19 protein-coding genes are annotated in these 23,419 nt (G+C 49.8%); all 19 read left to right on the top strand.

The annotated features are described in order from the left end of the window. Positions 1-140 precede the first annotated feature (140 nt). The 19 genes from AC6I8A_RS12850 (at position 141) to pseG (ending at position 23,415) form a co-directional block, all read left to right on the top strand. Entirely contained in the window at positions 141-1,271 is a 1,131-nt protein-coding gene (locus tag AC6I8A_RS12850; protein ID WP_008104879.1) for a polysaccharide export protein, read from the top strand. Positions 1,272-1,280: 9 nt separating this feature from the next. Continuing rightward, on the top strand, positions 1,281-1,715 hold the full coding sequence (locus AC6I8A_RS12845) for an arsenate reductase/protein-tyrosine-phosphatase family protein (RefSeq protein WP_265302341.1): 435 nt from the start codon (positions 1,281-1,283) through the stop codon (positions 1,713-1,715). Between the two features lie 12 nt (positions 1,716-1,727). Further along, positions 1,728-3,905 carry a tyrosine-protein kinase Wzc gene (wzc, locus tag AC6I8A_RS12840; protein WP_008104875.1) on the top strand — a complete coding sequence of 726 codons (2,178 nt, stop codon included), beginning with the start codon at positions 1,728-1,730 and terminating at the stop codon, positions 3,903-3,905. A gap of 181 nt (positions 3,906-4,086) precedes the next feature. Next, entirely contained in the window at positions 4,087-5,223 is a 1,137-nt protein-coding gene (locus AC6I8A_RS12835) for an EpsG family protein (RefSeq protein WP_256696865.1), read from the top strand. A gap of 15 nt (positions 5,224-5,238) precedes the next feature. After that, on the top strand, positions 5,239-5,961 hold the full coding sequence (locus AC6I8A_RS12830; RefSeq protein ID WP_265302346.1) for an SGNH/GDSL hydrolase family protein: 723 nt from the start codon (positions 5,239-5,241) through the stop codon (positions 5,959-5,961). A gap of 24 nt (positions 5,962-5,985) precedes the next feature. Further along, positions 5,986-7,164 carry an acyltransferase family protein gene (locus AC6I8A_RS12825; RefSeq protein ID WP_256696863.1) on the top strand — a complete coding sequence of 393 codons (1,179 nt, stop codon included), beginning with the start codon at positions 5,986-5,988 and terminating at the stop codon, positions 7,162-7,164. A 74-nt stretch (positions 7,165-7,238) separates the two neighbouring features. Further along, the gene (locus AC6I8A_RS12820) at positions 7,239-8,156 is read left to right on the top strand and encodes a glycosyltransferase family 2 protein (protein ID WP_256696862.1); all 918 of its coding nucleotides are present in this window, start codon (positions 7,239-7,241) and stop codon (positions 8,154-8,156) included. Positions 8,157-8,229: 73 nt separating this feature from the next. Further along, positions 8,230-8,982, top strand: coding sequence for a glycosyltransferase family 2 protein (locus tag AC6I8A_RS12815; protein WP_312180255.1), 753 nt, complete (start codon positions 8,230-8,232; stop codon positions 8,980-8,982). 157 nt (positions 8,983-9,139) lie between these two features. Beyond that, on the top strand, positions 9,140-10,174 hold the full coding sequence (locus AC6I8A_RS12810) for a glycosyltransferase (protein WP_479485953.1): 1,035 nt from the start codon (positions 9,140-9,142) through the stop codon (positions 10,172-10,174). Between the two features lie 57 nt (positions 10,175-10,231). Further along, positions 10,232-12,442 (top strand): phage tailspike protein, encoded by a 2,211-nt coding sequence (locus AC6I8A_RS12805; protein WP_008104862.1) that lies wholly within the window; start codon positions 10,232-10,234, stop codon positions 12,440-12,442. A gap of 225 nt (positions 12,443-12,667) precedes the next feature. Beyond that, complete coding sequence (gene wcaK, locus AC6I8A_RS12800; protein WP_497818615.1) at positions 12,668-13,930, top strand: colanic acid biosynthesis pyruvyl transferase WcaK; 1,263 nt, start codon at positions 12,668-12,670, stop codon at positions 13,928-13,930. Between the two features lie 4 nt (positions 13,931-13,934). Continuing rightward, positions 13,935-15,158 carry a glycosyltransferase gene (locus tag AC6I8A_RS12795; RefSeq protein ID WP_293793458.1) on the top strand — a complete coding sequence of 408 codons (1,224 nt, stop codon included), beginning with the start codon at positions 13,935-13,937 and terminating at the stop codon, positions 15,156-15,158. After that, a complete protein-coding gene (locus AC6I8A_RS12790) occupies positions 15,155-16,495 on the top strand; it encodes an MOP flippase family protein (RefSeq protein ID WP_008104858.1) in 1,341 nt (446 codons plus the stop codon). Before AC6I8A_RS12795 ends, AC6I8A_RS12790 begins: the two co-directional genes overlap by 4 nt. Positions 16,496-16,783: 288 nt before the next feature. Beyond that, positions 16,784-17,677 (top strand): UTP--glucose-1-phosphate uridylyltransferase GalF, encoded by an 894-nt coding sequence (gene galF / locus AC6I8A_RS12785; protein ID WP_497818614.1) that lies wholly within the window; start codon positions 16,784-16,786, stop codon positions 17,675-17,677. A 48-nt stretch (positions 17,678-17,725) separates the two neighbouring features. Beyond that, positions 17,726-18,739, top strand: a complete 1,014-nt coding sequence (galE, locus tag AC6I8A_RS12780) for a UDP-glucose 4-epimerase GalE (protein ID WP_497818613.1) — start codon at positions 17,726-17,728, stop codon at positions 18,737-18,739. Positions 18,740-19,485: 746 nt separating this feature from the next. Then, on the top strand, positions 19,486-20,484 hold the full coding sequence (gene pseB, locus AC6I8A_RS12775; RefSeq protein WP_497818612.1) for a UDP-N-acetylglucosamine 4,6-dehydratase (inverting): 999 nt from the start codon (positions 19,486-19,488) through the stop codon (positions 20,482-20,484). Next, on the top strand, positions 20,484-21,635 hold the full coding sequence (gene pseC / locus AC6I8A_RS12770; RefSeq protein WP_497818611.1) for a UDP-4-amino-4,6-dideoxy-N-acetyl-beta-L-altrosamine transaminase: 1,152 nt from the start codon (positions 20,484-20,486) through the stop codon (positions 21,633-21,635). The genes pseB and pseC overlap by 1 nt, the downstream gene beginning before the upstream one ends. Further along, positions 21,636-22,337, top strand: coding sequence for a pseudaminic acid cytidylyltransferase (gene pseF / locus AC6I8A_RS12765; RefSeq protein ID WP_497818610.1), 702 nt, complete (start codon positions 21,636-21,638; stop codon positions 22,335-22,337). After that, a complete protein-coding gene (pseG, locus tag AC6I8A_RS12760) occupies positions 22,321-23,415 on the top strand; it encodes a UDP-2,4-diacetamido-2,4,6-trideoxy-beta-L-altropyranose hydrolase (RefSeq protein WP_497818609.1) in 1,095 nt (364 codons plus the stop codon). Before pseF ends, pseG begins: the two co-directional genes overlap by 17 nt. Positions 23,416-23,419 lie beyond the last annotated feature (4 nt).

The raw sequence follows: 23,419 nt of genomic DNA, 5'->3' as shown, positions 1-23,419 counted from the left end.
CAACATAAAACCAAGGGAGCGCATAATAATGACCCACAGTTTCAGTGTTTAACCTGTCATATTCCATTTTTGTAAGACGCTACACAGCGGGCGATTTCGCCTCTATCAATCAATAACTGATAGCGAAGAATCAGATGATAATGAAAATTAAATTGATACCTTTACTGGTATCCGCGACTTTTCTCTCCGGATGTACCATTGAGCCGGGTTCTCACCTTTCCACCAGTGGAAAAGATGTCATAGAGCAACAGGATAGCAACTATGACATCGACAAATATGTCAACGTCTTCCCGCTGACGCCGCGTCTGGTTGAACAGATGCGTCCGAAGCCGTTAGTCGCTCAGGCTAACCCAATGCTGCAAAATGAAATTCAGAGTTACGAATACCGCATCGGTGTGGGTGACGTGCTGAACGTCACCGTCTGGGATCACCCAGAGTTGACCACACCCGCCGGTCAGTACCGTAGCGCCAGCGACACCGGCAACTGGGTTCAGGCGGATGGCACTATTTTCTATCCATACATCGGTAAAGTGCGCGTAGCAGGCCGAACGGTCACCGAGATCCGCACCGAAGTGGCGCGTCGACTGGCACAGTTCATTGAAAGCCCGCAGGTTGACGTAAACGTCGCCTCATTCCGTTCACAGAAAGCCTATGTGACCGGTTCAGTCACCACCTCCGGACAGCAGCCGATCACTAACGTGCCGCTGACCGTGCTGGATGCCGTCAACGCTGCGGGCGGTTTAGCCGCCGACGCTGACTGGCGCAATGTGGTGCTGACGCACAACGGCAAAGAACAACGTCTTTCGTTGCAGGCGCTGATGCAAAACGGCGACCTGAGCCAAAACCATCTGCTCTATCCGGGCGACATCCTTTACGTGCCACGTAACGACGATCTCAAAGTCTTCGTGATGGGCGAAGTGAAGCAGCAGTCAACGCTGAAGATGGACCGCAGCGGCATGACGCTGGCCGAAGCGCTGGGCAACTCGCAAGGTATGGATCAGACCACTTCTGATGCCACCGGCGTGTTCGTGATTCGTCCGATTCGCGGCGCCAACCGCACCAAGATCGCCAACATCTATCAGTTGAATACCAAAGATGCGGCATCGATGGTGATGGGCACCGAATTCCAACTGGAGCCATACGACATCGTCTATGTCACCGCTACACCACTTACCCGTTGGAACCGTGTGATTTCAAGCCTGCTGCCGACCATCGTAGGTGTTGACGATGCCAGCTCCGCGGCGCTTCGTTTCCGCAACTGGTCGAACTAAGGGTTCGCCATGATTAAGTCCGTGTTAGTCGTCTGCGTCGGCAACATTTGCCGCTCCCCAACCGGGGAGCGTCTGTTCAAACGCGCGCTACCAAACATCCGGGTTGCCTCAGCAGGGCTCAGTGCCCTGAAAGGTTATCCGGCGGACCAGAAAGCCCATGATGTGGCCGCCGATCACGGCGTGTCGCTCGATGGTCATCAGGCACAGCAGTTAACGGCCAGCATGTGCCGTGACTATGACCTGATTCTGGTAATGGAAAAGCGCCACGTTGAGCAGGTGAATCGCATCGATCCAGCCGCACGCGGAAAAACCATGCTGCTTGGCCACTGGCTCAATCAGCAGGAAATTGCGGATCCGTACAAAAAAAGTCGCGAGGCCTTTGAAGAGGTCTACGGGTTACTGGAAAACGCTACCCAGAAATGGGTCAACGTATTAAGCCGATAGTTGGGATTATCCATGAATATCAAAAACAAGGTTATGACCGCGCCAAAGGAAGATTCGAATGGATGGGATCTGGCGCATCTTGTGGGACAGCTGATTGATCATCGCTGGATCATTGTTGCCGTTACCGCCTTCTTCATGCTGGTGGCGACGCTCTACACACTGTTTGCTACACCAATCTACAGCGCAGATGCGTTAGTGCAGGTTGAGCAGAAGAATGCCAGCTCAGTACTGAATGAGTTAGACAGCATTCTGCCGCCAACGCCGGCGTCCGATACCGAGATTCAGATTCTTGAATCGCGCATGGTTATCGGTAAAACCGTTGACGATCTAGGCCTGGACACCGTTGTTACCCAGAACTATTTCCCGGTGATTGGTAAAGGTCTGTCGCGCCTGATGGGAAATAAGCCATCGACGGTCGCCATCTCTCGCCTGGAAATTCCACGCACCATCGATAAGCGTACCGTTGAACTGGAAGTGACCGGTCCTGACTCGTACACCGTGTCAGCGGATGGTGATGAACTGTTCAAAGGTAAAGTCGGTCAGCTGGAAACGCACGGTGAAGTGACCATGCTGGTGAGCGGCATCAATGCTGATGAAGGCACCAGCTTCAGCGTCACCAAGCTGAACGAGCTGCAGGCGATTAACTCGGTGCTGGCGAACCTGACCGTTGCGGACAAAGGCAAAGACACCGGCGTGCTGGGTCTGGAGTATCTGGGTGAAGATCCAGAGCAGATCAGCAAAGTGCTGAACCAAATCGTCAATAACTACCTGCTGCAGAACGTTGAGCGTAAATCTGAGCAAGCGGAAAAGAGCCTTGAATTCCTGCGCAATCAGCTGCCGCAAGTACGTGGCAAACTGGATGATGCGGAAGACAAGCTGAATACCTTCCGTCGCCAGAACGAGTCGGTTGACCTGTCGCTGGAAGCAAAATCTGCGCTGGATTCTTCTGTCAGCGTGCAGAGCCAGTTGAACGAACTGACCTTCCGTGAAGCCGAAGTGTCTCAGCTGTTTACCAAAGATCACCCAACCTATCGCGCCTTGCTGGAAAAACGCAAAACGCTGGAAAATGAACAGGCAACGCTGAACAAAAAGATTTCTCAGATGCCACAAACGCAGCAAGAGATCTTGCGTCTGACGCGTGATGTGCAGTCTGGTCAGGAAATCTACATGCAGTTGCTGAACCGTCAGCAAGAGCTGGGTATCAGTAAAGCCAGCACCGTGGGTGATGTGCGCATCATCGATGGCGCAGCAACCGGCAACAGCCCGGTAGCACCGAAGAAACTGTTGATCATCGCGGCGAGCCTGATTCTGGGTCTGATGGTTTCTGTTGGTCTGGTTCTGATGAAAGCGCTGCTGCATCACGGCATCGAGAATCCAGAACAGCTGGAAGAGCTGGGCATGAACGTGTATGCGAGCGTGCCGCTGTCAGAATGGCAACGTAAGAAAGATACCGAAGCACTGGCGCGTCGTGGCAACAAGGTGAAAACCGATCCACACGAAACGCTGCTGGCGCTGGGTAATCCTACTGACCTGTCAATCGAAGCGATTCGTAGCCTGCGTACCAGCCTGCACTTCGCGATGATGGAAGCGAAAAACAACATCCTGATGATCACCGGCGCAAGCCCAGGCATTGGTAAAACCTTTATCTGTGCCAACCTGGCAACGCTGGTAGCAAAAGCGGGCCAACGCGTACTGTTCATCGATGGTGATATGCGTCGCGGTTACACCCACGAACTGCTGTCAGCCGATAACAAATCCGGTCTGTCTAACGTGTTGTCGGGCAAAACCGAGTTCAGCCCAGCACTGATTCAGAAAGGTGCGTATGGTTTTGACTTCCTGCCACGCGGCCAGGTGCCACCAAACCCGTCTGAACTGCTGATGCATCGTCGCATGGGTGAGCTGCTGGATTGGGCGAGCAAGAATTACGATCTGGTGTTGATTGATACGCCACCGATTCTGGCGGTAACCGATGCATCTATCATCGGCAAACTGGCCGGTACCTCGCTGATGGTGGCGCGTTTTGAAACCAACACGCCGAAAGAACTGGATGTCAGCTTCAAACGCTTTGCTCAGAACGGTATTGAGATTAAAGGTGTGATCCTCAACGCCGTGGTGCGTAAAGCCGCCAACTCGTATGGTTACGGTTACGACTATTACGATTACGAGTATGGCAAACCGACTAAAAGTTAATTTGCCCGTCATTCACTGTTAATGATGAGGGTAATCCGGTGAAGATAGGGGCGGGTTGACCGCCCCTTTTGATTGCACCGTTTGAATGACGACACGCAACGATTGACACAGGTGATTCTCTTTATAACGCCAAAAAAAGCCACTGTTGGCATGAGAACTTGTGGAATTAAGGAATCACACCATGGCTCCATATTGGTATTTATCAGGGTTTGTACTGTTGCTTGCGCTGGTCGAAATCCTGTTGAAGAAAGACGAACGAACCACCCATATTCTGACTTACCTGCTGTGCATCGCCACCGTCACGCTGATTATCTTCGCCGGTATTCGCGGTCTCGGCACCGGGATGGATGACTATCAATATCGCAGCTTCTTTGCTGACTTCATCCGCCGTATTGAGGTCAACGGTTTTGCTAACACCGTCGCCTTCTTCCGTTACGAACCGCTGATTTTTGCTATCGCGTGGATCACCAGCCTGTTTTCACACAATGCCAGCGTGTTCCTGTTTGTGTTCAGTATTCTGGCGGTATCGACTAACGCCATCTTCTTTAAAAAGATGTCGCCGTATCCGGTATTGGCATTGGCGCTTTACTCGGCGCATATCTTTATTAACAAAGACGTGAACCAGATTCGTTTTGGCCTGAGTTCGGCGCTGTTTCTTGGCGTGATCTGGACGATTTACCTCAAGCAATACTGGTGGGCGTTTGCCTTCTTTATTCTCTCCTTCCTCAGTCACAACACCGCCGTAATGGTGGTGACCATCATTCCGTTCCTGTTTATTCGGGAATCGCGCTGGTGGCCAGTGGCCATCATCATATTAAGTGTGCCCCTTTCGGTGGTGGGCGGGACCGGCTTTATCGCCTTGATCGCCGGACATCTGGGATCGATGGGGGAAAGGGCCGCAGGCTACAGTAACGAAGCCTCGAATGCCGGTGACGGCAGCGTGGTGTCGGTGTCGAACCTGAAAAACATCATGCTGGTGTTCATCTTCGTCTACTTCATGCTGAGCAACCAGCTCAAGCGCGAACAGTACGACGTGTGGAAGCTGAACTACCTGCTGATTCTGACCTTTGCGATCGGCGGCGGCATCAGGATCTTCTTCTATAACTACTCATCGGGTGCGCGCCTGTCGAACTACCTGCTGCAGGTCGAACCGATTATTTTGACGTCGCTGATTTATCAGTCGAAACGGGTATTGAAGCCGGCGATGTTTGCGATGTTTGCTTTCTTCCTTGTTTATTACCTCTATTACAACACGATCTCACTGAAGCAAGCCGTTGTCGGCTATGAAGTTGCTCGTGAATTCAAATTGTTTCATTAACCGATGAGAGGAAATATGCGGAAGACCTTACTGGCAATGCTGATCACCTCTGCGCCGTTGCTGGCGCAGGCAGACGATCATCCCGGCACCTTTATCATCGCGGCCTACGGTGACTCGACCACCGCAGGCGTTACCGCCCAGGGCAATCGCAACATCATCAGTCAAAACAACGAAGTGAGTTTTTTGCAGCAGATGTTGCGCGAGAAGTACGGCAACAACATTGAGGTGAAGAATCACGGCATGCCGGGCGCACAGGTTTCGGTGCTGGTTTACAACAAAGACAATACGCCAATGGATTGGTCAGACCGCATGGCGAAATCCGATGCCAACATGATTCTGATTAACTATGCGATCAATGATGCGCGCATCAACTTCTTCAAAGATAAAGGCGAGCGCATTGAAACGCCGGAAGAGTACAAGCGCATCATCACCGAGCTGGTAAAAGGCGCGAAGGCGAATAACAAACTGGTGGTTCTTCAGGAACCGAATCCCATTTGTGGCAAAGCCGAGCGCTGGAACGTCTGGCCGTATGTTTACCAGTTAAATGAAGTGGCTAAAGAGCAGCAAGTTCCGATTGTGAAGCAGTTCAGCGTCATCAAAGAAAACCGTGACTGGCAATCTGAGATGTCGCCCGATTGTATTCACCCCAATGAGATGCTTTATAAACAGAAAGCAGCAAGAACCTTCAATGTCTTAAGCAGTACTTTCGATAGCGTTTTGTCACGGCACAGCAGCTAACCCAACTCAGATTCAGGAGCTGACATGTATGTATTAATCATGGTGCTGTCATTTTGTCTGGCGCTAATCATTCTGCGAGTATTCTCCTTCCACAAAGGCGTTTACAACGAGAGCGGTATTAAAAGTATCTCTGGTATGCGCGCGCTGCTGGCCAGCATCGTCGCGTTCTCACACTTCGCCCACTACATCTATTCGCTGGATGGTCAGTGGGTGTTCGATAAAGATTATTTTGCCTGGTTCTCTGAAGGCAACTTCTTCGTTAACTCCGGAAAATTTGGTGTACTGCTGTTCTTCATGATCTCCGCCTTCCTGTTCTATCGCTGGCTGGATAATGAAACCCTGACGCCAGGGCAACTGACGCACAAGCTGCTCAAGTCGCGTATCCGCCGTATTGTCCCAATGTTCTGGTTCTCCGGTTTTGTCATCATCGCGGTGGGCGTGGTGCAAGGCGATCTCACTTACAGCCTGACAGCGGTGAAAGACGCCGTGTTGTGGTTGCTGTTTATTGGCAGCTATCGCATGGGTGATTTCCTGACGGCGGATGTGAACGCCGGTGTTGAGTGGACATTGCGCCTCGAATGGCTGCTATATCTGTCGATTCCGCTGATTTACGTTCTTAACCGCGCCACCAAAGGCAAATACAAAACGCTGCTGATTCTCGGCTCGATCGGCGTGATTTTCTGTGTGGCGGTTGGCCTGCGTCTGTGGGGTAAAACCTATACCGATCCGCGTCCGGTGCTGGGCTTCGCCATGGGTTATCTGGCGTATAAATATCGCGATAGGTTTGCGCACTACAAAACCTCCAGCCTGGCCGGTTTCGCCGTGATTGTGCTGTCGCTGTTCTCACTGTCCTTTACCAGCAACACCTTCTGGTATCTGATTTTCCTCTGCTGCCTGACGGTGATCTTCTTTATTGTCAGCAGCGGTAACGCCGTGTTTGGCATTCTGGAAAACAAAACCCTGATGTCGATTGGTGAGGTGAGTTACAGCCTGTATCTGATTCACGGTGTGGTGCTCTATTTCATCAAGCAGATCCCGGAAACGCTCTATCCGCATTCGTTCCTGTTCTACACCTTGCTTTCAACGCTGTTCTTTGTCGCCTCTTTCTATGTGGCGAAACTGACTTACCTGTTTGTCGAGAAACCGTTTATCGGCAGTAGCAACAAGAAGAAAGTGGCGATGAAGACCTCGCCGACAAATTAGGACACCACCCATTATTCTTTTGAGCCCACAAGTTATATCATTGATTTTGTAACTTTTTTAATGAGGTGCTGGCAATGCAGGAGATTCGCTTCTCAATTGTTATTCCCGCGTATAACGCGTCGAAATCAATTGTCACGACGCTAGATTGTGTCAAAGCGCAAACCTATCGCAATTTTGAAGTCATTATTGTTGATGACAAATCGGCCGATGCGGCCGAACTGGCGCAGGTGGTGCGCAGCGAGCGTTATCAGGATTTGGCTATAAAACTGGAGCTGTCTGAGGTCAAACTCAACGGCGCCGGCGCCCGTAACAAAGGTATTGAGCTGGCAAGCGGCGACTTTATTAGCTTTCTCGATGCCGACGATGAGTGGCATCCGGACAAGTTATTAGTGGCGAGTGAAACCATCGCCAAACTGGAAGCGCAGGGCAAATCGCGCTACGTCATCTTTAGTCAGGTGAACATCCATCAGGATGGCAGCTTCCTCAAGGTGATGCCGATGCAGCCGCCCGGTAAGAACGAAACCGTGGCCGAATATCTGTTTGGCTGTTACGGCTTCATTCAAACCAGCACCATTGTGCTGAAGCGCGAAGATGCGGCGAAGATTCAGTTTGATGCGCGCTATATTCGCCATCAGGATTATGATTTCTGCATCCGCGCTGACCGCATGGGTTACGCGTTCGTAATGATCGACAAGCCGCTGGCAACCTATCATCTGGTGACCAAATTTGGTTCCAAGCACAAAGGCGAATCGGTCAAATACTCCTTCTTCTGGCTCGACACCATGAAGCCGCATCTGACCACACGCGACATCCATACTTATAAGGCGTTCAAGCTGCCGCTGCGCTATAAGATGGATGGTAAATCGCTGCAGGCCAGCCTCAGCTTTGCACGCTACTTCTTCCTCACCAACCGTGACAATCGCGCCTACTTCATGAATCGCCTGCTCGATAAGGTGAAGTCGCGCTTCTCGGGCAGAAGAGCCGTCTCCTGATTCACTTTTAAACACTTTCACTTGCTCCCTACATGGGGGCAATTTTTTGGTTCCTGAAACTCCGGGTAGACAAATGACAAATCATGTTGGCACCGTCGGTATTGTGATGCCGATGTATAACGCGCGAAATACCGTTCTGCGCGCGGTTGAGTCGATCATCAACCAGACCTACAGCGACTGGCATCTTTACCTCATCAACGACAAATCCACCGATGATTCACTGGCCTTTGTGCGTGAACATTGCCAGGACGCACGCATCACTATTCTCGACAACGAAGTGAATCAGGGCGCAGCCGAAACCCGTAACGTTGGATTGCGTGCAGCGAAAGAAGAGATCATCGCGTTTCTCGACAGCGACGACGAGTGGCACCGCGAAAAACTGGCCGAACAGACGGCTGCGATTGCCGCCGGCGACGATTTCGTGATCACGCATTATCACTACAAAACCAAAACCGCTGATCACGATATCAACTACAGCAAACCCTACCTGCAGCAGGAAAACTTCGTGAAGAAGCAATATCGCGTTTGCTTCTCCTCGGTGTGTTTCCGCCGTCCTCCACAGGGCATCTTCTTCCAGCGTAAAGGCCACGAAGACTTCCTGTTCCTCTATGAATTGTTCCTCCGCTACAAACAAGCCCGCGTGATCCAGAAAATCCTGGTCAACTATTACGAGTTGGGCGATTCACTGTCGCGTAACAAAAATAAAGCGGCGAAGTGGCACCTCGAATTATTAAGAATTATCTATAAAAACAATCCGTTAAAAGTATATTACTATTACGTCTGGTATATGGTGAACGGCGTTCTTTTCGCCTTAAAACACCGTTGATACCCGGCATCCTTCACGCTGCAACTGCGTTGGCTGCGCACGTCCACCCCAGTCACTTACTGAAGTAAGCTCCGGGGGATGGTCGTACTTGCCGCCTTGTTGCAGCGCGAAGGATTTGGGTCTCAATTAAACAGTCGTTTGAGGTGGAAAGGATTTTATGAAAAAGATCGTTTTGGTGATTAAAGATGCCTACTCATATGCGGGCACGGAAAACATCTGCAACTTTATGTCTGAGTGCCTCGGCGAACAGCATGAAGTCACCATTTACTCGCTGGAAGGCCACGGCAAAACCTTTTATCCGTTCGAACGTGTGAAAAAAATTGTCAGCTTTGAAGGCCACAGCAACCCGATTAAAAGCGCCGTTGCCAGCATCCACCAGGAAGGCTTCGACAGCGTATTCCTGATCAGCATGGGCCGCCTGAGCGTGATGTTCGCCTTCTGGAACCTGATGGCGCTGAAGAAGAAGCGCTTTAAGGCGTATGCCTGTGAACACATCGCAATTAACTCGTTCAGCAAGCCAATTAAGCTGCTGAAGTGGCTGATGCTGCGCTATTACGATCAGGTGATCGTCCTGACTGACAAAGATCATCAGGTCTTTAACCGCTGGAATATTGCCAGCCAGCAAATCCCCAATCCGGTGGTGTACAAAGCGTTTCAACGCCAAACGCGCAGCCGTCAGGCGCTGGCGGTGGGGCGTCTTGATAACCAGAAAGGCTTCGACCTGTTGCTGGATATCTGGGCCGAGTTCAGTAAGAAACATCCCGAGTGGAAACTGGTGATTGCCGGTGACGGCGAACTGCGCCAGCAGCTGCACGATCAGGCTGCCGCATTAGGTATCACCAATAGCGTTAACTTCGTCGGCAAAGTCAGCAACATCAACGATTACTACCGCGAAAGCGACATGGCGCTGATGACCTCGCGCTATGAAGGTTTGCCGCTGGTGCTGCTGGAGGCCAAATCCTGGTCGCTGCCGGTGGTGGCGTACGATTGCCCAACCGGGCCGCAGGAGATCATCAATCACGGTGAAGATGGCTTCCTGGTGCCGATGAATGACAAAACCACGTTTATTAAGCGTATGGAGCAGCTCGCCAGCGATGATGGCCTGTTCTATGCGATGAGTGAAAAAACCAAAGAAACCGCGCTCAAGTTTGACGGTAACCAGATCAAGCAGAGCTGGCTCGCGCTTGTTTAGCGACAATTATCGTGCCTCGGGAATCCTTTTTGGCCGTACAACCACGGGAATTGAAGCATGAAAAGAAGAGAAGTCTTGCAGGCCGCAGCCTCCTCGATTGTTACTGCGCTCTCAGTGAGTGCGTTTTCCAGCTACGCCGCAAAAAGTGGTCAGCCAACGTTAAAATCTGTGGATCCGTCCAGCGTACCGGCGGGCGATGTGCCGATTCTGACGCCAGAAAACGTCTATACCATGCCACCGCAGTTCTGGCAGAACTTTGAGGGCAAACTGTGGATCGGTAAGGCAGGCAGTGATGCCAGCCAGTCTGGTAATCAGATCCCGGTGTTTCTGCGCGATGCCAATGGCAAAGTGTCACAAATCAGCCAGCCGATTGCGTTGAACAAAGGGAACTTCGCCCAGTTCATTCACGACAATGCGGCGTTGATCGCCAATCCATCACATTCAATGGTGGTGGAGGACGATCAAGGCCACACGCTGTTCTCCATCAGCGATGTTTCACGTCCTAATCAGAGCAACTTTAGCCAGCGTCTGGCGCAGCCGAACGGCTACCAGCTGATTGGCGAAATTCCGTCGGTTGAAGAGCTGCGTAAAACCCGTCCGCTGTTCGCCGGTGCCAAAATCAAGCTGAAAAGCTGGCACGAAGGGCTGGAAGTGGGCGGCGGCGAGTTCGTCGGCACCTTCGGGGATGGCAAAGATGATGGCGGCGTGAACTTCAGCGGCAACGGTTTCACCTGGCGTCGTGTGGTGGAAGATTTCAACCGCCTGACATTGTTTGATTTCGGCGCCATCGCCGACGGCAAAACCGATACCGCGCCGGCGATCAAAGCCATGTATCAATGGTCGATTGATGCCAGCCAGCAGATCTGCGTGCAGTTCCCGGCCGGCACCTTCTTTGTCTCCGAGTGTGATTTCGGTGATGAAGGACGTCGTTTCTTCCGCATCTCGGGCGCGATGGTCAACTTCGGTTATTTCCCGGCGACCACGCTGGTTTCTGACGGACGCTCCGAATTCCTGTTCCAGGTGAATGCGCGCTGGACGGAAATCTCCAACCTGAACTTCAACGGCAACACTGACAAGCGTCCGAACAAACAGGGTTTGTTCCGCAATACCTGTCCGGGCGGCCAGTTCTTCCGTGGCGCTTGCCTGCGCTTCAATCAGGTTGGCGGCGTCTCGCTCAGCCTGCTGGATACGCTGGATTGCAAAATCGACCAGTGGTATGCCAACGCCTGTACCGGCGATGTGATTAAAGCCAGCTGGTCGGGGCAAAAGGCCGGCGCCTGGGATCACAGCACCGCGATTGAGCTCTCCAACTTTAACGCTCAGCACTGTAAAGGCGGCATGGTGTTGAATCTGCCGCGCTGCAGCCAATCGATCATCCACAACGGCTGGATTGAGCACAGCGATTTCCCTGGCGACATCTCGAACGGCCAGTGGATTGTCGATGCGCTGAGCATTGAGGATTGTAAGAACCCGCTTAACGCGCGTAACTCGCGCCTTAATATGCGTCAGACCAATCTGCAGTCGGGCAGCTGGATTGATAACTCGCTGGAAGGCGAGCGCTGGCTGAACATCTGGGAAATGGGCTCAACGCGCGTCGAATCTTACGGCGTCGCCATCGATGGCAGCCTGAAATACAACTACATCACCTCGCGCTTCCGCCTGACCAATAACAGCGATCAGCAAACCTGGTTTGAACTCGGCAACTTCTACTCGCCAACGGTGGGCGATAGCTGGGAGATCGAGGTGTTTGGCCAGTCGCAGTTTAATAACGGTACTGCCAATCAGCCGCTGATGGATGTTATCAACGGTAAAGGCACTGGCGGCCGCGCGGTGATTCATCTGCAGCGCAAGAAAAACAAAGCCGAAGCCAGTTGGTCAGCGGAAGGTAGCTCGCCGGTGGTTGATGTGCGTTTCGAAGCGCGAAGCGATACCGACACCAAAGTCTACGTCAAGCTGGCGGGCTGGACGCCGACCACCGCCGTGCTGATCAAAAGCACCGCCAAGGATCGTTTCCTCACCGGCCAATGTGCGCGTGTGGATGCGGTGATGGATAAAGGCGCACCGGGCAGTGGCGCACAGCAGGCGCCGCAGCGTTTCAGCCTGCACAACGGTAAGGCTGGCATCGGCGGTAACGAGCAGGGCGATTTACTGATGGCATCGCGCGCGCTCAAGCCGGAACAGGTGGATACCCGCGAACCCAAAGGTTTCATCTCGGTAGTGATAAATGGCGAGCAGGTGGCTATGCCGTATTTCGCTGTGAAGTCGTAATGAGTGGTTTGTAAATCGGTCGCCATTAATGGCGACCCTACGTTAAATCGGCATTGGATGATGGTTTTGTAGGGTGCGCATTCATGCGCACCAGAGAGCAGCACCGACGTTAAGTACCACTTTTTGGGGTTTACTCCCATTGCAGTCCTTTGAATCAGAGTTCACTTTGCCAGTGCAGCTATTGGCGGCTTGTAAAAATTACAAAAATTTTTCCGGAGTTTTTTTATGAAGATTTTATTGGTAGGAAACCATACCTGTGGAAATCGTGGGGATGGCGCGATTTTACGTGGGCTGATTGATTCACTGAAATCCGCGCGCGCGGATTTGGATATCGATGTGATCAGCCGTTATCCAACAAGCTCTGGCTATTTACTGCAGCAGGACATCCAGCAGGATTCCCTGTTCCTGCACAACAGCAAGTCGGGCAAAGGGTTAGTCGGTAGCCTGAAACGCAAAGTAGCGAACCGTTTGATGCCGGACATCATGATGGCGCACCTCGGCAAAGGCGGCGTGTACAAATCCTTCTCGGTGCCACCGCATCTGGCGGCGTTCACCAAAAGCCTTGCGCAGTATGACGCGATTATTCAGGTTGGTGGCTCGTTCTTCGTCGACCTGTACGGCGTAACCCAATTCGACCACGCGCTCTGTGCGCTGATGGCGAAAAAGCCGCTGCATATGGTCGGTCACTCGGTCGGTCCATTCGAAAACCCGCGCGTGAACGCGCTGGCGAACTTTGTCTTTGATCGCGTCGACAGCCTGGTACTGCGCGAAGAGGTGAGCTACGACCGCCTGAAACAAGATGGCGTGACCACCAGCAAAGTGAAGAAGGGCGTCGATACCGCGTTTCTGGTTGAAGCGCGTGAGGTGGCCAATCCAAGCCATAACCTGCTGCACTGGCAAGCGATTATCAGCGCACGCAAAACCATTGCGATTACCGTGCGCGAACTGGCGCCGTTTGACAAACGTCTCGGTGTGACGCAGAAAGAGTATGAAGCTGCCTTTGGCCGCGTGATTAACGCGATGATTGCCGAAGGTTATCAGGTGGTTGCCTTCTCTACCTGTACCGGTATTGATAGCTACGCCAAAGATGACCGCATGGTGGCGCTGACGTTGCGCGATCATGTCGAGCATCCCGACCATTACCATGTCATCATGGACGAGTTCAACGACCTCGAACTCGGCATCCTCCTCAGCCATTGTCATCTGACCATTGGTACCCGCCTGCACTCCGCCATCATCTCCATGAACTTTGGTACGCCAGCCGTGGCCATCAACTATGAGCACAAGTCGCTCGGCGTGATGAAACAGCTTGGCCTGCCGCAGATGGCCACCGATGTGCAGAGCCTGATGGACGGTTCGCTCATCGATAAAGTGCAGACGGTGCTGGCCGATTACGACAACGTGAAACGCAAAGTGGATACCGCGGTGGCGCAGGAGCGTGAGATTGGTAACCGCATTACAGCAGAAATTCTCAACGTCCTGGGGTGAAGTGATGAAGCTGACCTTTTTCACCATGCGTTTTCCTGTTGCCTCTGAGACCTTTGTGCTCAATCAGGTAACGCATTTCATTGACGCAGGCTACGACGTGGAGATTATCTCCGTGTTTCCGGGCGATATGATCAATCGCCACGCCGCGTTCGATGACTACAATTTGGCAGCGAAAACCCACTATTTACTGCCGGAAGAGAAAGTATCCAACCTCGATAAGCTGACGCAGCGTATCGGCTTGATACTGCCGAAAATCACCAAAGGCGCCCTGCTCAAGTCGCTAAATGTGCGTCGTTACGGCGCACAGGCCAGCAAACTGCTGCTGCCGGCGATTGTCGCGAATACCAAGCAGCCTTACACCGCAGATGTGTTTCTGGTGCACTTCGGCTATGCCGGCGCGCTGGCGAACAAACTGCGCGAGCTTGGCGTGCTGAAAGGCAAGCAGGCGACGGTGTTCCACGGCGCGGATATTTCACGTCGTCACATCCTCGAAGAGCACAAGCTCGACTACATCAACCTGTTCAAACAGAGTGAACTGATGCTGCCTATCAGCCACTTGTGGGAGAACAAGCTGATTGAGATGGGCTGTCCGCGTGCCAAAGTGCACGTGACGCGTATGGGCATCGAGCCGGAGAAGTTTAACTTCCGCCCACGCGAAGCCTTCCATCAACCGCTGCGCATCGTCTCTGTTGCGCGTCTGACCGAGAAGAAAGGGTTGGATGTCGCGGTGAAAGCCAGCGAAATCCTGCGCAATAACGGCGGCCAGTTCCAGTTCACCATCATCGGGAACGGCGAGCAGGATGGCATGATGCGCGAGCACATTGCGCGTGCCGGATTGCAGGATTGCGTCAACATGCCGGGTTTTAAGCCGCAGGACGAGATTCGTCAGGCGCTAAACGAAGCGGACATCTTCCTGCTGCCATCCAAAACCGCCGCAGATGGCGATATGGAAGGCATTCCGGTGGCGCTGATGGAAGCGATGGCGGTTGGCTTGCCGGTGGTGTCGACCTATCACAGCGGCATTCCTGAGCTGATTGAGAATGACGTCAGCGGATGGCTGGTGGCTGAGAACGATCCTGACGAGCTGGCGGCGACGCTGCTGCGTCTGTCACGCGGCGATGTTGATGTGGCTCCAGTGGTCGCGGCCGCGCGGCAGAAAGTCGAAACTGAGTTCAATCAGCACATCGCTTACGGTGAGCTGGCGAAAATTCTGGAGCGCATGGTGTGAGCGGATTAAAAAAACAGGCCGTTTGGCTGTTTGGTAGTACCTGTTTTGCCGCATTGCTTCAGGTGTTACAGCTCGCCGTTCTGGCGCGCAAACTGGAAACGCACGAGCTGGGTTTACTGGCGATCATCAATGCGATTCTGGCGGTGGCGACCGTGCTGCAGGATATGGGCATGAGCAGCTACATCGTGCATCGCCAGGACATTAATCGCCGCGAGCAGAGCACCATTTACTGGGTGAACGTGTCGCTCAGTTTCTGCACCGGCTTGATTATGCTGGCGATTGCCTATCCGGTGGCGTGGTTCTATCACCTGCCGGAGTTGGTAGGATTAATCATGCTCACCAGCCTCAACTTCCTGGTGCTGGGACATCTGTCGCAGTATCAGGCGCACTATGTGAAAACCAAACGCATGGTAACGCTGGCGAAGATTGAGATGGCCACCAAGCTGTTCGCGTTCCTGTGTACCGTCGCGATGCTGTATTACACCTCGCTCACCGTGGCGGCGGCGATTCTCGGCCTGTTCATCAACGCCTTCACGCGTATTCTCTGCATGATCTACTTCGGCGAGAAATCGTGGCGTCCGACCTGGGAATTCGACGGCAAAACCTTCGTCAGCGCGGTACGTTATGGCGTGTATCAGCTCGGTTCGCAGACCATTAACCAGCTGCGTACGCAGGCGGATGCGCTGATCGTCGGTAAAGTGATGGGCGCGGAAATGCTGGGGATTTACTCGCTGGCCAAAGAGCTGATCCTGCAACCACTGAAGCTGGTTTCGCCGGTGATTAACCGTCTGGCATTGCCGCGCTTTGCTGAGAAGCAGCACGATCCGGAGCAGCTGAAAAAGCTGTTCCTGAAAGGCACTTTCGTCATCATGCTGTTCAGCAGCGCGATGTATCTGGCGATTGGCATTCTGTCACCGGTGATTGTGCGCGTGCTGTACGGCGCTTCGCATGAGCAGGTTTACCATCTGATTCCGCTGATGCTGCTGTTTGGCATGCTGCGTCCGATGGGCGGCTTAACCGGCGCAATTTCGCAGGCCAACGGCCGCACCAATGTTGAGTTCTATTGGAACATTGTGGCGAGCCTGGTGGTGGTCGCGGTGCTGGCGACAACCTACATCTGGCCGAACGTGCTGTATGTAGCGCTGACGCTGTCGATCTCGCAGGTGCTGATCTCGGCTTTCGCCCATCCGTTCTTTATCAAGCCAGTGATTGGCATCCGCTTTATGCCGTATGCGCGCCAGTGGGTTTCGGTGTCGGTGGTGTTTGTCGCACTGATGATGCTGGTAAACCACTTCAACCTGTTCGTAATGCCGGAATGGTTTGAGGGCTGGCTGTAACCTTCGTAAGGTCACCATTAATGGTGACCTTACAATTCCTACACGTTAACTTTTCTGAAAATCGCTGGTCTTTTCCTTCGTCGCTCTCATTCCATCCTCTCGCGGTTTTTCAGCGGTTTAGCGCATCCGTTTCTCATTGGAAGCCTGGCATTTTTACCGGCCAAATTGGCGATTTTTGATGGCGGGACAGAGAGTTAGTGTCGGATTTTCAGATAAAGATTATACTTGCTCGACCGGCCGATCCTGCATAATCGACCCCACGTATTCACTTCATCAAATGGAATAAATATGACCAAGCTTAAAGCAGTAATCCCCGTTGCGGGTCTCGGTATGCATATGCTTCCTGCGACCAAAGCCATTCCGAAAGAGATGCTGCCAATCGTCGATAAACCAATGATCCAATACATTGTTGACGAATGCGTCGCGGCTGGCATCAAGGAGATTGTGCTGGTCACCCATGCTTCCAAAAATGCAGTGGAAAACCACTTCGATACCACCTACGAGCTGGAAGCGCTGCTCGAAGCGCGCGTTAAACGTCAGCTGCTGAGCGAAGTGCAGTCAATCTGTCCGCCGGGCGTGACTATCATGAACGTGCGTCAGGCTAACCCGTTGGGTCTGGGCCACTCCGTGCTGTGCGCGCGTCCAATGATTGGCGACAACCCATTTGTGGTGGTGCTGCCAGACGTGCTGCTGGATGACTCTACCGCTGACCACCTGCGTTATAACCTCGCCTCAATGGTGGCTCGCTTCGAAGATACCGGCCACAGCCAGGTTTTGGCGAAACACATGCCAGGCGCAGATCTCACCGAATACGGCGTGCTGACCACCGAAGAGCCGATTGATAACCCAGGCGATATCAGCACCATCACCAGCTTTATCGAGAAGCCAGAAGCGGGCTCAACCGACTCTGATCTGACGGCAGTTGGCCGTTACGTGCTTTCTGCAGATATCTGGGAAGAGCTGGAGCGCACCGAGCCAGGCGCATGGGGCCGTATTCAGCTGACCGATGCTATCGCCTCCCTGAGCAAGAAGAAGCCGGTTGATGTGCAACTGCTGACCGGAACCAGTTATGATTGCGGTCGTAAACTTGGTTACATGCAGGCATTCGTCTCTTACGGCTTGCGTAACAACGATCAGGGCCGCGATTTCCGCGAATCCATTCAGAAAATCCTGGCGAAATAAGCTTCCTCATTCTCTACCGCGCCATTAGCGCGGTTTAAAGGAGTACACATGGCTATTTTGGTAACGGGCGGGGCGGGTTACATTGGCTCCCATACGGTGCTGGCGCTGTTGGAGCGTGGCGACGACGTTGTGGTCCTGGATAACCTTTGCAATGCTTCCCGCGAAGCCATTAACCGCGTGGAAAAGCTCTCAGGTAAAAAAGCGGTGTTCGTTGAAGGCGACATCCGCGATCGCGCCTGCCTGCGTGACCTGTTTGCCACCAACGACATCAGTGCCGTGATTCACTTCGCTGCGTTGAAAGCCGTTGGCGAATCCACGCGCATGCCGCTGGAGTATTACGAAAACAACGTAGCTGGCACCGTAGTGCTGTTGGAAGAGATGCGCGCTGCTGGCGTATGGAACTTCATCTTCAGCTCATCTGCGACCGTTTATGGCGCGGATGCACCGGTTCCTTACGTGGAAACCACGCCAATCGGTGGAACTACCAGCCCGTACGGCACCTCGAAGCTGATGATCGAATTCGTGATGCGCGACTTCGCTAAAGCGGACCCGAACTTCAAAGCCATCGCGCTGCGCTACTTCAACCCGGTTGGCGCGCATGAATCTGGCGAAATCGGTGAAGATCCAACCGGCATTCCTAACAACCTGCTGCCGTATATCGCGCAGGTGGCGATTGGCCGCCTGGAGAAGTTAGGCGTGTTTGGCGACGATTACGATACGCCAGATGGCACCGCACAGCGCGACTACATTCACGTTGTCGACCTGGCAGAAGGGCACCTGAAAGCGCTGGATCACTTAGCCAAAGTTGAAGGCTACAAAGCCTATAACCTCGGCGGCGGCGTGGGCTTCTCCGTGCTGGAGATGATCAAGGCGTTTGAGAAAGCGTCCGGTAAGCAGATTCCGTTCGAGTTTAAGCCACGCCGTGACGGCGATTTGGCAGCGTTCTGGGCAGATGCAAGTCTCGCAAATACTGAGTTGGACTGGCGTGTGACGCGCGGGATTGATGCCATGATGCGTGATACGTGGAACTGGCAGTCGAAGAATCCGAATGGGTTTCGTTGAAATGTATTCACCTGATATGAAAATTTCACATTAATTAATTGTGGAATTAAAGTGTCAAAAATGATGTAATTATAACCATGGCTTCCCTAAAAGGAGGCCATTTTCATTTTATTTTGTATGCTGTCAATAACTGGAAGCTATTCATAAATAGCAAGAAATTTCTAAAAAAAGTTGCGATTAAATTTTTAGATATCTAAGCTGAGCATGCTGCAAAAGTTAATTAATTGAGCGTAAATTAGACAAGCTTCTAATTTTGAGGTGACAATAAGTGTTAACTCAGATGTTTGTCTAATTTATTCTTGTTTCTACGACTGCATAGTATGAAAATCGTTAACGCGCGTTGCATATCCAGGTGAATTTGTAAGCGCGCGAGCAGATTCGAGCTTGGCAGAGTTGTTACAGTGAGCTATTGGTAGCTATAGCCAAGGGCGGTAGCGTGCTAAATTGGTACCGTTTAGTAGGAAACCTAGCAATAAAACCGCTATTGCTAGAAATTTGTTGGGCATTTTGCTTGAAATATGAACAGTTTAACCCATCCATATGTAGGAAAGGCCAGTCGCTGTATAGCAAGTGAAAAACCTAGAATTAGGGAGTTACTAGTGACAGCTTTTACCTCATCAGGAATAAACTATTATTTATTCCTGAAGTAAAAAAGCGAAATAACTTAATTATTAATTATAGAGTTATTTCTCAGGTCCTGTCATAAACAGTGGCAGCGTATATGTTATAGTTCTTTTGGTGAATATATGTTTGATAATAAAACAATTTTAGTTACTGGTGGTACGGGTTCATTTGGTAATAAATTCGTGCGCATGACCTTGGAAAAGTATAATCCTAAAAAAATTATCATTTATTCACGTGATGAAATGAAGCAATGGGAGATGGCGAAGCATTTCAAAGACGAGAGCCGCATTCGTTTCTTCATTGGTGATGTACGCGATAAAGATCGTCTCTATCGCGCTTTGGATGGCGTGGATTTTGTTGTTCATGCTGCAGCAACTAAAATTGTTCCTACTGCGGAATATAACCCATTTGAGTGTGTTAAAACAAATATCAATGGTGCAATGAACGTTATTGATGCTTGTATTGACAAAGGGATTGAGCGTGTTGTAGCACTTTCAACAGACAAGGCTAGTAGTCCTGCAAATTTATATGGTGCAACTAAGCTTGCTTCCGATAAATTATTTGTCGCGGGCAATTCTTATTCAGGATCGCATAAAACGCGTTTTGCCGTCGTGCGTTATGGCAATGTAATGGGATCCCGTGGTTCCGTAATTCCGTTCTTTTTATCTATAAAAGATAAAGGTGTTTTACCCATTACCGATTCGCGCATGACGCGCTTTATGATCACTTTAGAACAAGGGGTTGAATTAGTGTGGCACGCCTTTAACGACATGGAAGGTGGAGAGATTTATGTCAAAAAAATTCCGTCCATGAAAGTAACAGAAGTGGCTGCTGCGGTCGCACCGGACGCTAAACAAACAATTATTGGCATCCGCCCTGGTGAAAAACTTCATGAGCAAATGATTAGCGCAGAAGATGCTTATTACACATATGAATATCCGGAACACTTTAAAATTCTTCCTGCAATCCATAATTGGTGTGAAACGCCGGAACGCATCAAAGATGGGACAAAAGTGCCAGAAGGATTTGTATACGAGAGCGATAGTAATAAAGAATGGATGAGCGTTACTGAATTGAGCACATGGATTGAAGAAAATAAAGACAAAGTGGGTAATATCTAATGAAGCTGATTCCATATGGACGGCAAAACATATCAGAATCAGATGTTGAAGCTGTCATTGAAGTATTAAGATCCGACTATCTTACGCAAGGGCCTTGTGTCCCGAACTTTGAAAAAGAAATATCCAGATATGTTGGAGTTAAACATGCAGTAGCTGTTAATAGTGCTACTTCAGCACTTCACATAGCGTGTATGGCGTTAGGGTTGAAGAAAGGAGATTGGTTATGGACTTCTCCTAACACTTTCGTTGCCTCAGCAAACTGTGCCCGCTATTGTGATGCCAATGTTAGCTTTGTTGATATTGATGAAAATACTTACAATATGAGTGTTGCCGCTCTTGAAGCTAAGCTAGTCAGAGCTGAAGCGGAAGGTATGTTGCCCAAAATTATCGTTCCTGTTGCCTTTGCCGGGCAATCATGCGATATGGCGGCCATCAAAGAACTCAGTAAGAAATATGGATTTTACATTATTGAAGATGCTTCACATGCAATTGGTGGTTCATACAAAGATAAAAAAATTGGTAATGGTGAATTCGCTGATATAACTATCCTTAGTTTTCACCCGGTTAAAATTATTACGACTGCCGAAGGTGGAATGTCATTAACTAATGACGATACTTTGGCCGACAAAATGCGTTCTCTGCGTAGCCACGGAATCACTCGTGATGAAGAAAAAATGTCGCATTCTTCTGAAGGAGCTTGGTATTACCAGCAAGTCGGGCTGGGGTATAATTATAGGATGACAGAATTACAGGCAGCTTTGGGAGTTTCACAGCTTTCTAGAATAGATGAGTTTGTCACAAAGCGTCATTATCTAGCAGAAAGATACAATCAACTATTAAAAGATACTGAAATTATACTTCCGCTTCAGGATTGCTATGGTTACAGTGCACTTCACTTATTTCCAATTAAAGTCTTAAAAGAAGAACAAAGAAAACCACTTTTTGATCATTTAAGAAATAAGAATATAGGTGTAAATGTACATTATATACCAGTTCATACTCAGCCATATTACCAAAAGATAGGGCACGTTACTGGAGAATACCCGGCAGCAGAGGAATATTATTCAAAAGCTATAAGTATTCCTATGTATGCAAGTATGACTGAAGAAGAGCAAGATTATGTAGTAGCATGTATTAAGGAGTTTTTTTAAATGAAGGTGGCAATCATTCCTGCTAGAGGCGGGAGCAAACGAATTCCGGGAAAAAATATTAAGATGTTTGGTGGGAAACCAATGATTGCCTGGTCTATCGAAGCTGCAAAAAATTCGGGCGTATTTGATTATATAGTAGTCTCAACTGACAGTGATGAAATTGCCAGTATTGCTAAAAAGTATGGTGCTTCTGTTCCTTTTCTGAGACCACCAGAACTTGCAAATGATTATGTGGGCACAATACCTGTAATTCGTCACGCTTGCGAATATTTGAAAAATAATGGAGCAGATATTTCTTTTGCATGCTGTATATATGCGACAGCACCGTTTATTGAAGCACAAGATTTAATTAACGGATTAGAACTTATCGAAAGTAAAGCTTCCGATTATGCTTTTTCTGTTTCACGATATCCATATCCTATCCAGCGTTCATTACGAATAAATGATATGGGAGAAATTCAAATGTTTGATTCGGAAGCATTTAACACAAGAAGTCAGGACTTGGTTGAAGCTTGGCATGATGCTGGGCAATTTTATTGGGGAACATACGATGCATGGACAACTGAAAAACCCGTATTTAATGTAAAATCTATACCTGTAATTATACCGCGTGAGAGAACGCAGGATATTGATACCCCTGATGATTGGCGATTCGCTGAGTTGCTGTTTGAAGTGAGAAAAAAATATGGAGATCTTGTTTAGAGTTGATGCCTCATTGTCGATAGGTACTGGACATATTGTACGATGCATGAATTTGGCAGAGCAATTATCAGCCAGTGGCTATAAATGCACTTTTATTTCAAAAAAACATTCTGGCAATCTTAATAAAACTTTAAAAGATAAAGGTTATTGTGTTATTGGGCTAGAGCAGGAATCTGAAAAGCCATCAGGTTATACTGATTGTGAAAGTGAGTGGCTAGGCAGTACAGAATATGAAGATGCGTCAGCAACACTAATCTGTATTGAGAGTGAAAAAATATTTCCTGACGCACTTATCGTTGACCACTACGCCATTAGTAGTCAATGGGAAAATGAAATAAAAAAAGCATATCCAACATTACCTATTATTGTAATTGATGATCTTTGTAATCGTAGCCATAATTGTGATGTATTAATTGATACTACACTTGAAAGGAGTCAGGAAGATTATCAGAAATTAATTCCTAAACATTGCATTACTCTATTAGGTACTCATTATAGTTTGTTAAGAAATGCATTTTCGTTGTTGCGTGAATTAGCAATTTCTAGAAGGTTTAGTAACATTTCTCCAAAATCAGTATTAATTACTATGGGGGGCATTGATGCACTAAATGTGACATCGAGAACATTGAGTGTAATGAATCAAGGCGTATCTAAAGAAATTGATCAGATAACCGTGGTATTAGGGAAAAATTGTCCACATATAAATGAAGTAAAAAAAATTGCACAGGAAATGCAATGTAAGACGGATGTACTTGTAGATATCGATAATATGCCAGAATTAATGTTAACGCATGATGCGGCAATTGGCGCATTAGGAGGCACGACATGGGAAAGATGTGTTTTAGGATTGCCCACTATTAACATTGCTATTGCAAATAACCAAAAATTAATTATAGAAAAGCTCGATGCGTTGGGGTTCATTACCCTACAAGATATTGATTTTAATTATGATGATTTTGTTTTTGCTTGGGACAACTTAAAAGAAAAATATAAGTATATAGCAAAAAAATCTTTTGAACTTTGTGATGGACTAGGAATGGATCGCGTTGTTACAAGAATAGTATCTGCTATAGATTGAGGAG

The sequence above is a fragment of the Pantoea sp. X-Soil-ISGK-275 genome, from assembly GCF_059730795.1.
The sequence above is the reverse complement of the archived record's forward strand: the minus strand, read 5'-3'. Positions and strand labels throughout refer to the sequence as shown.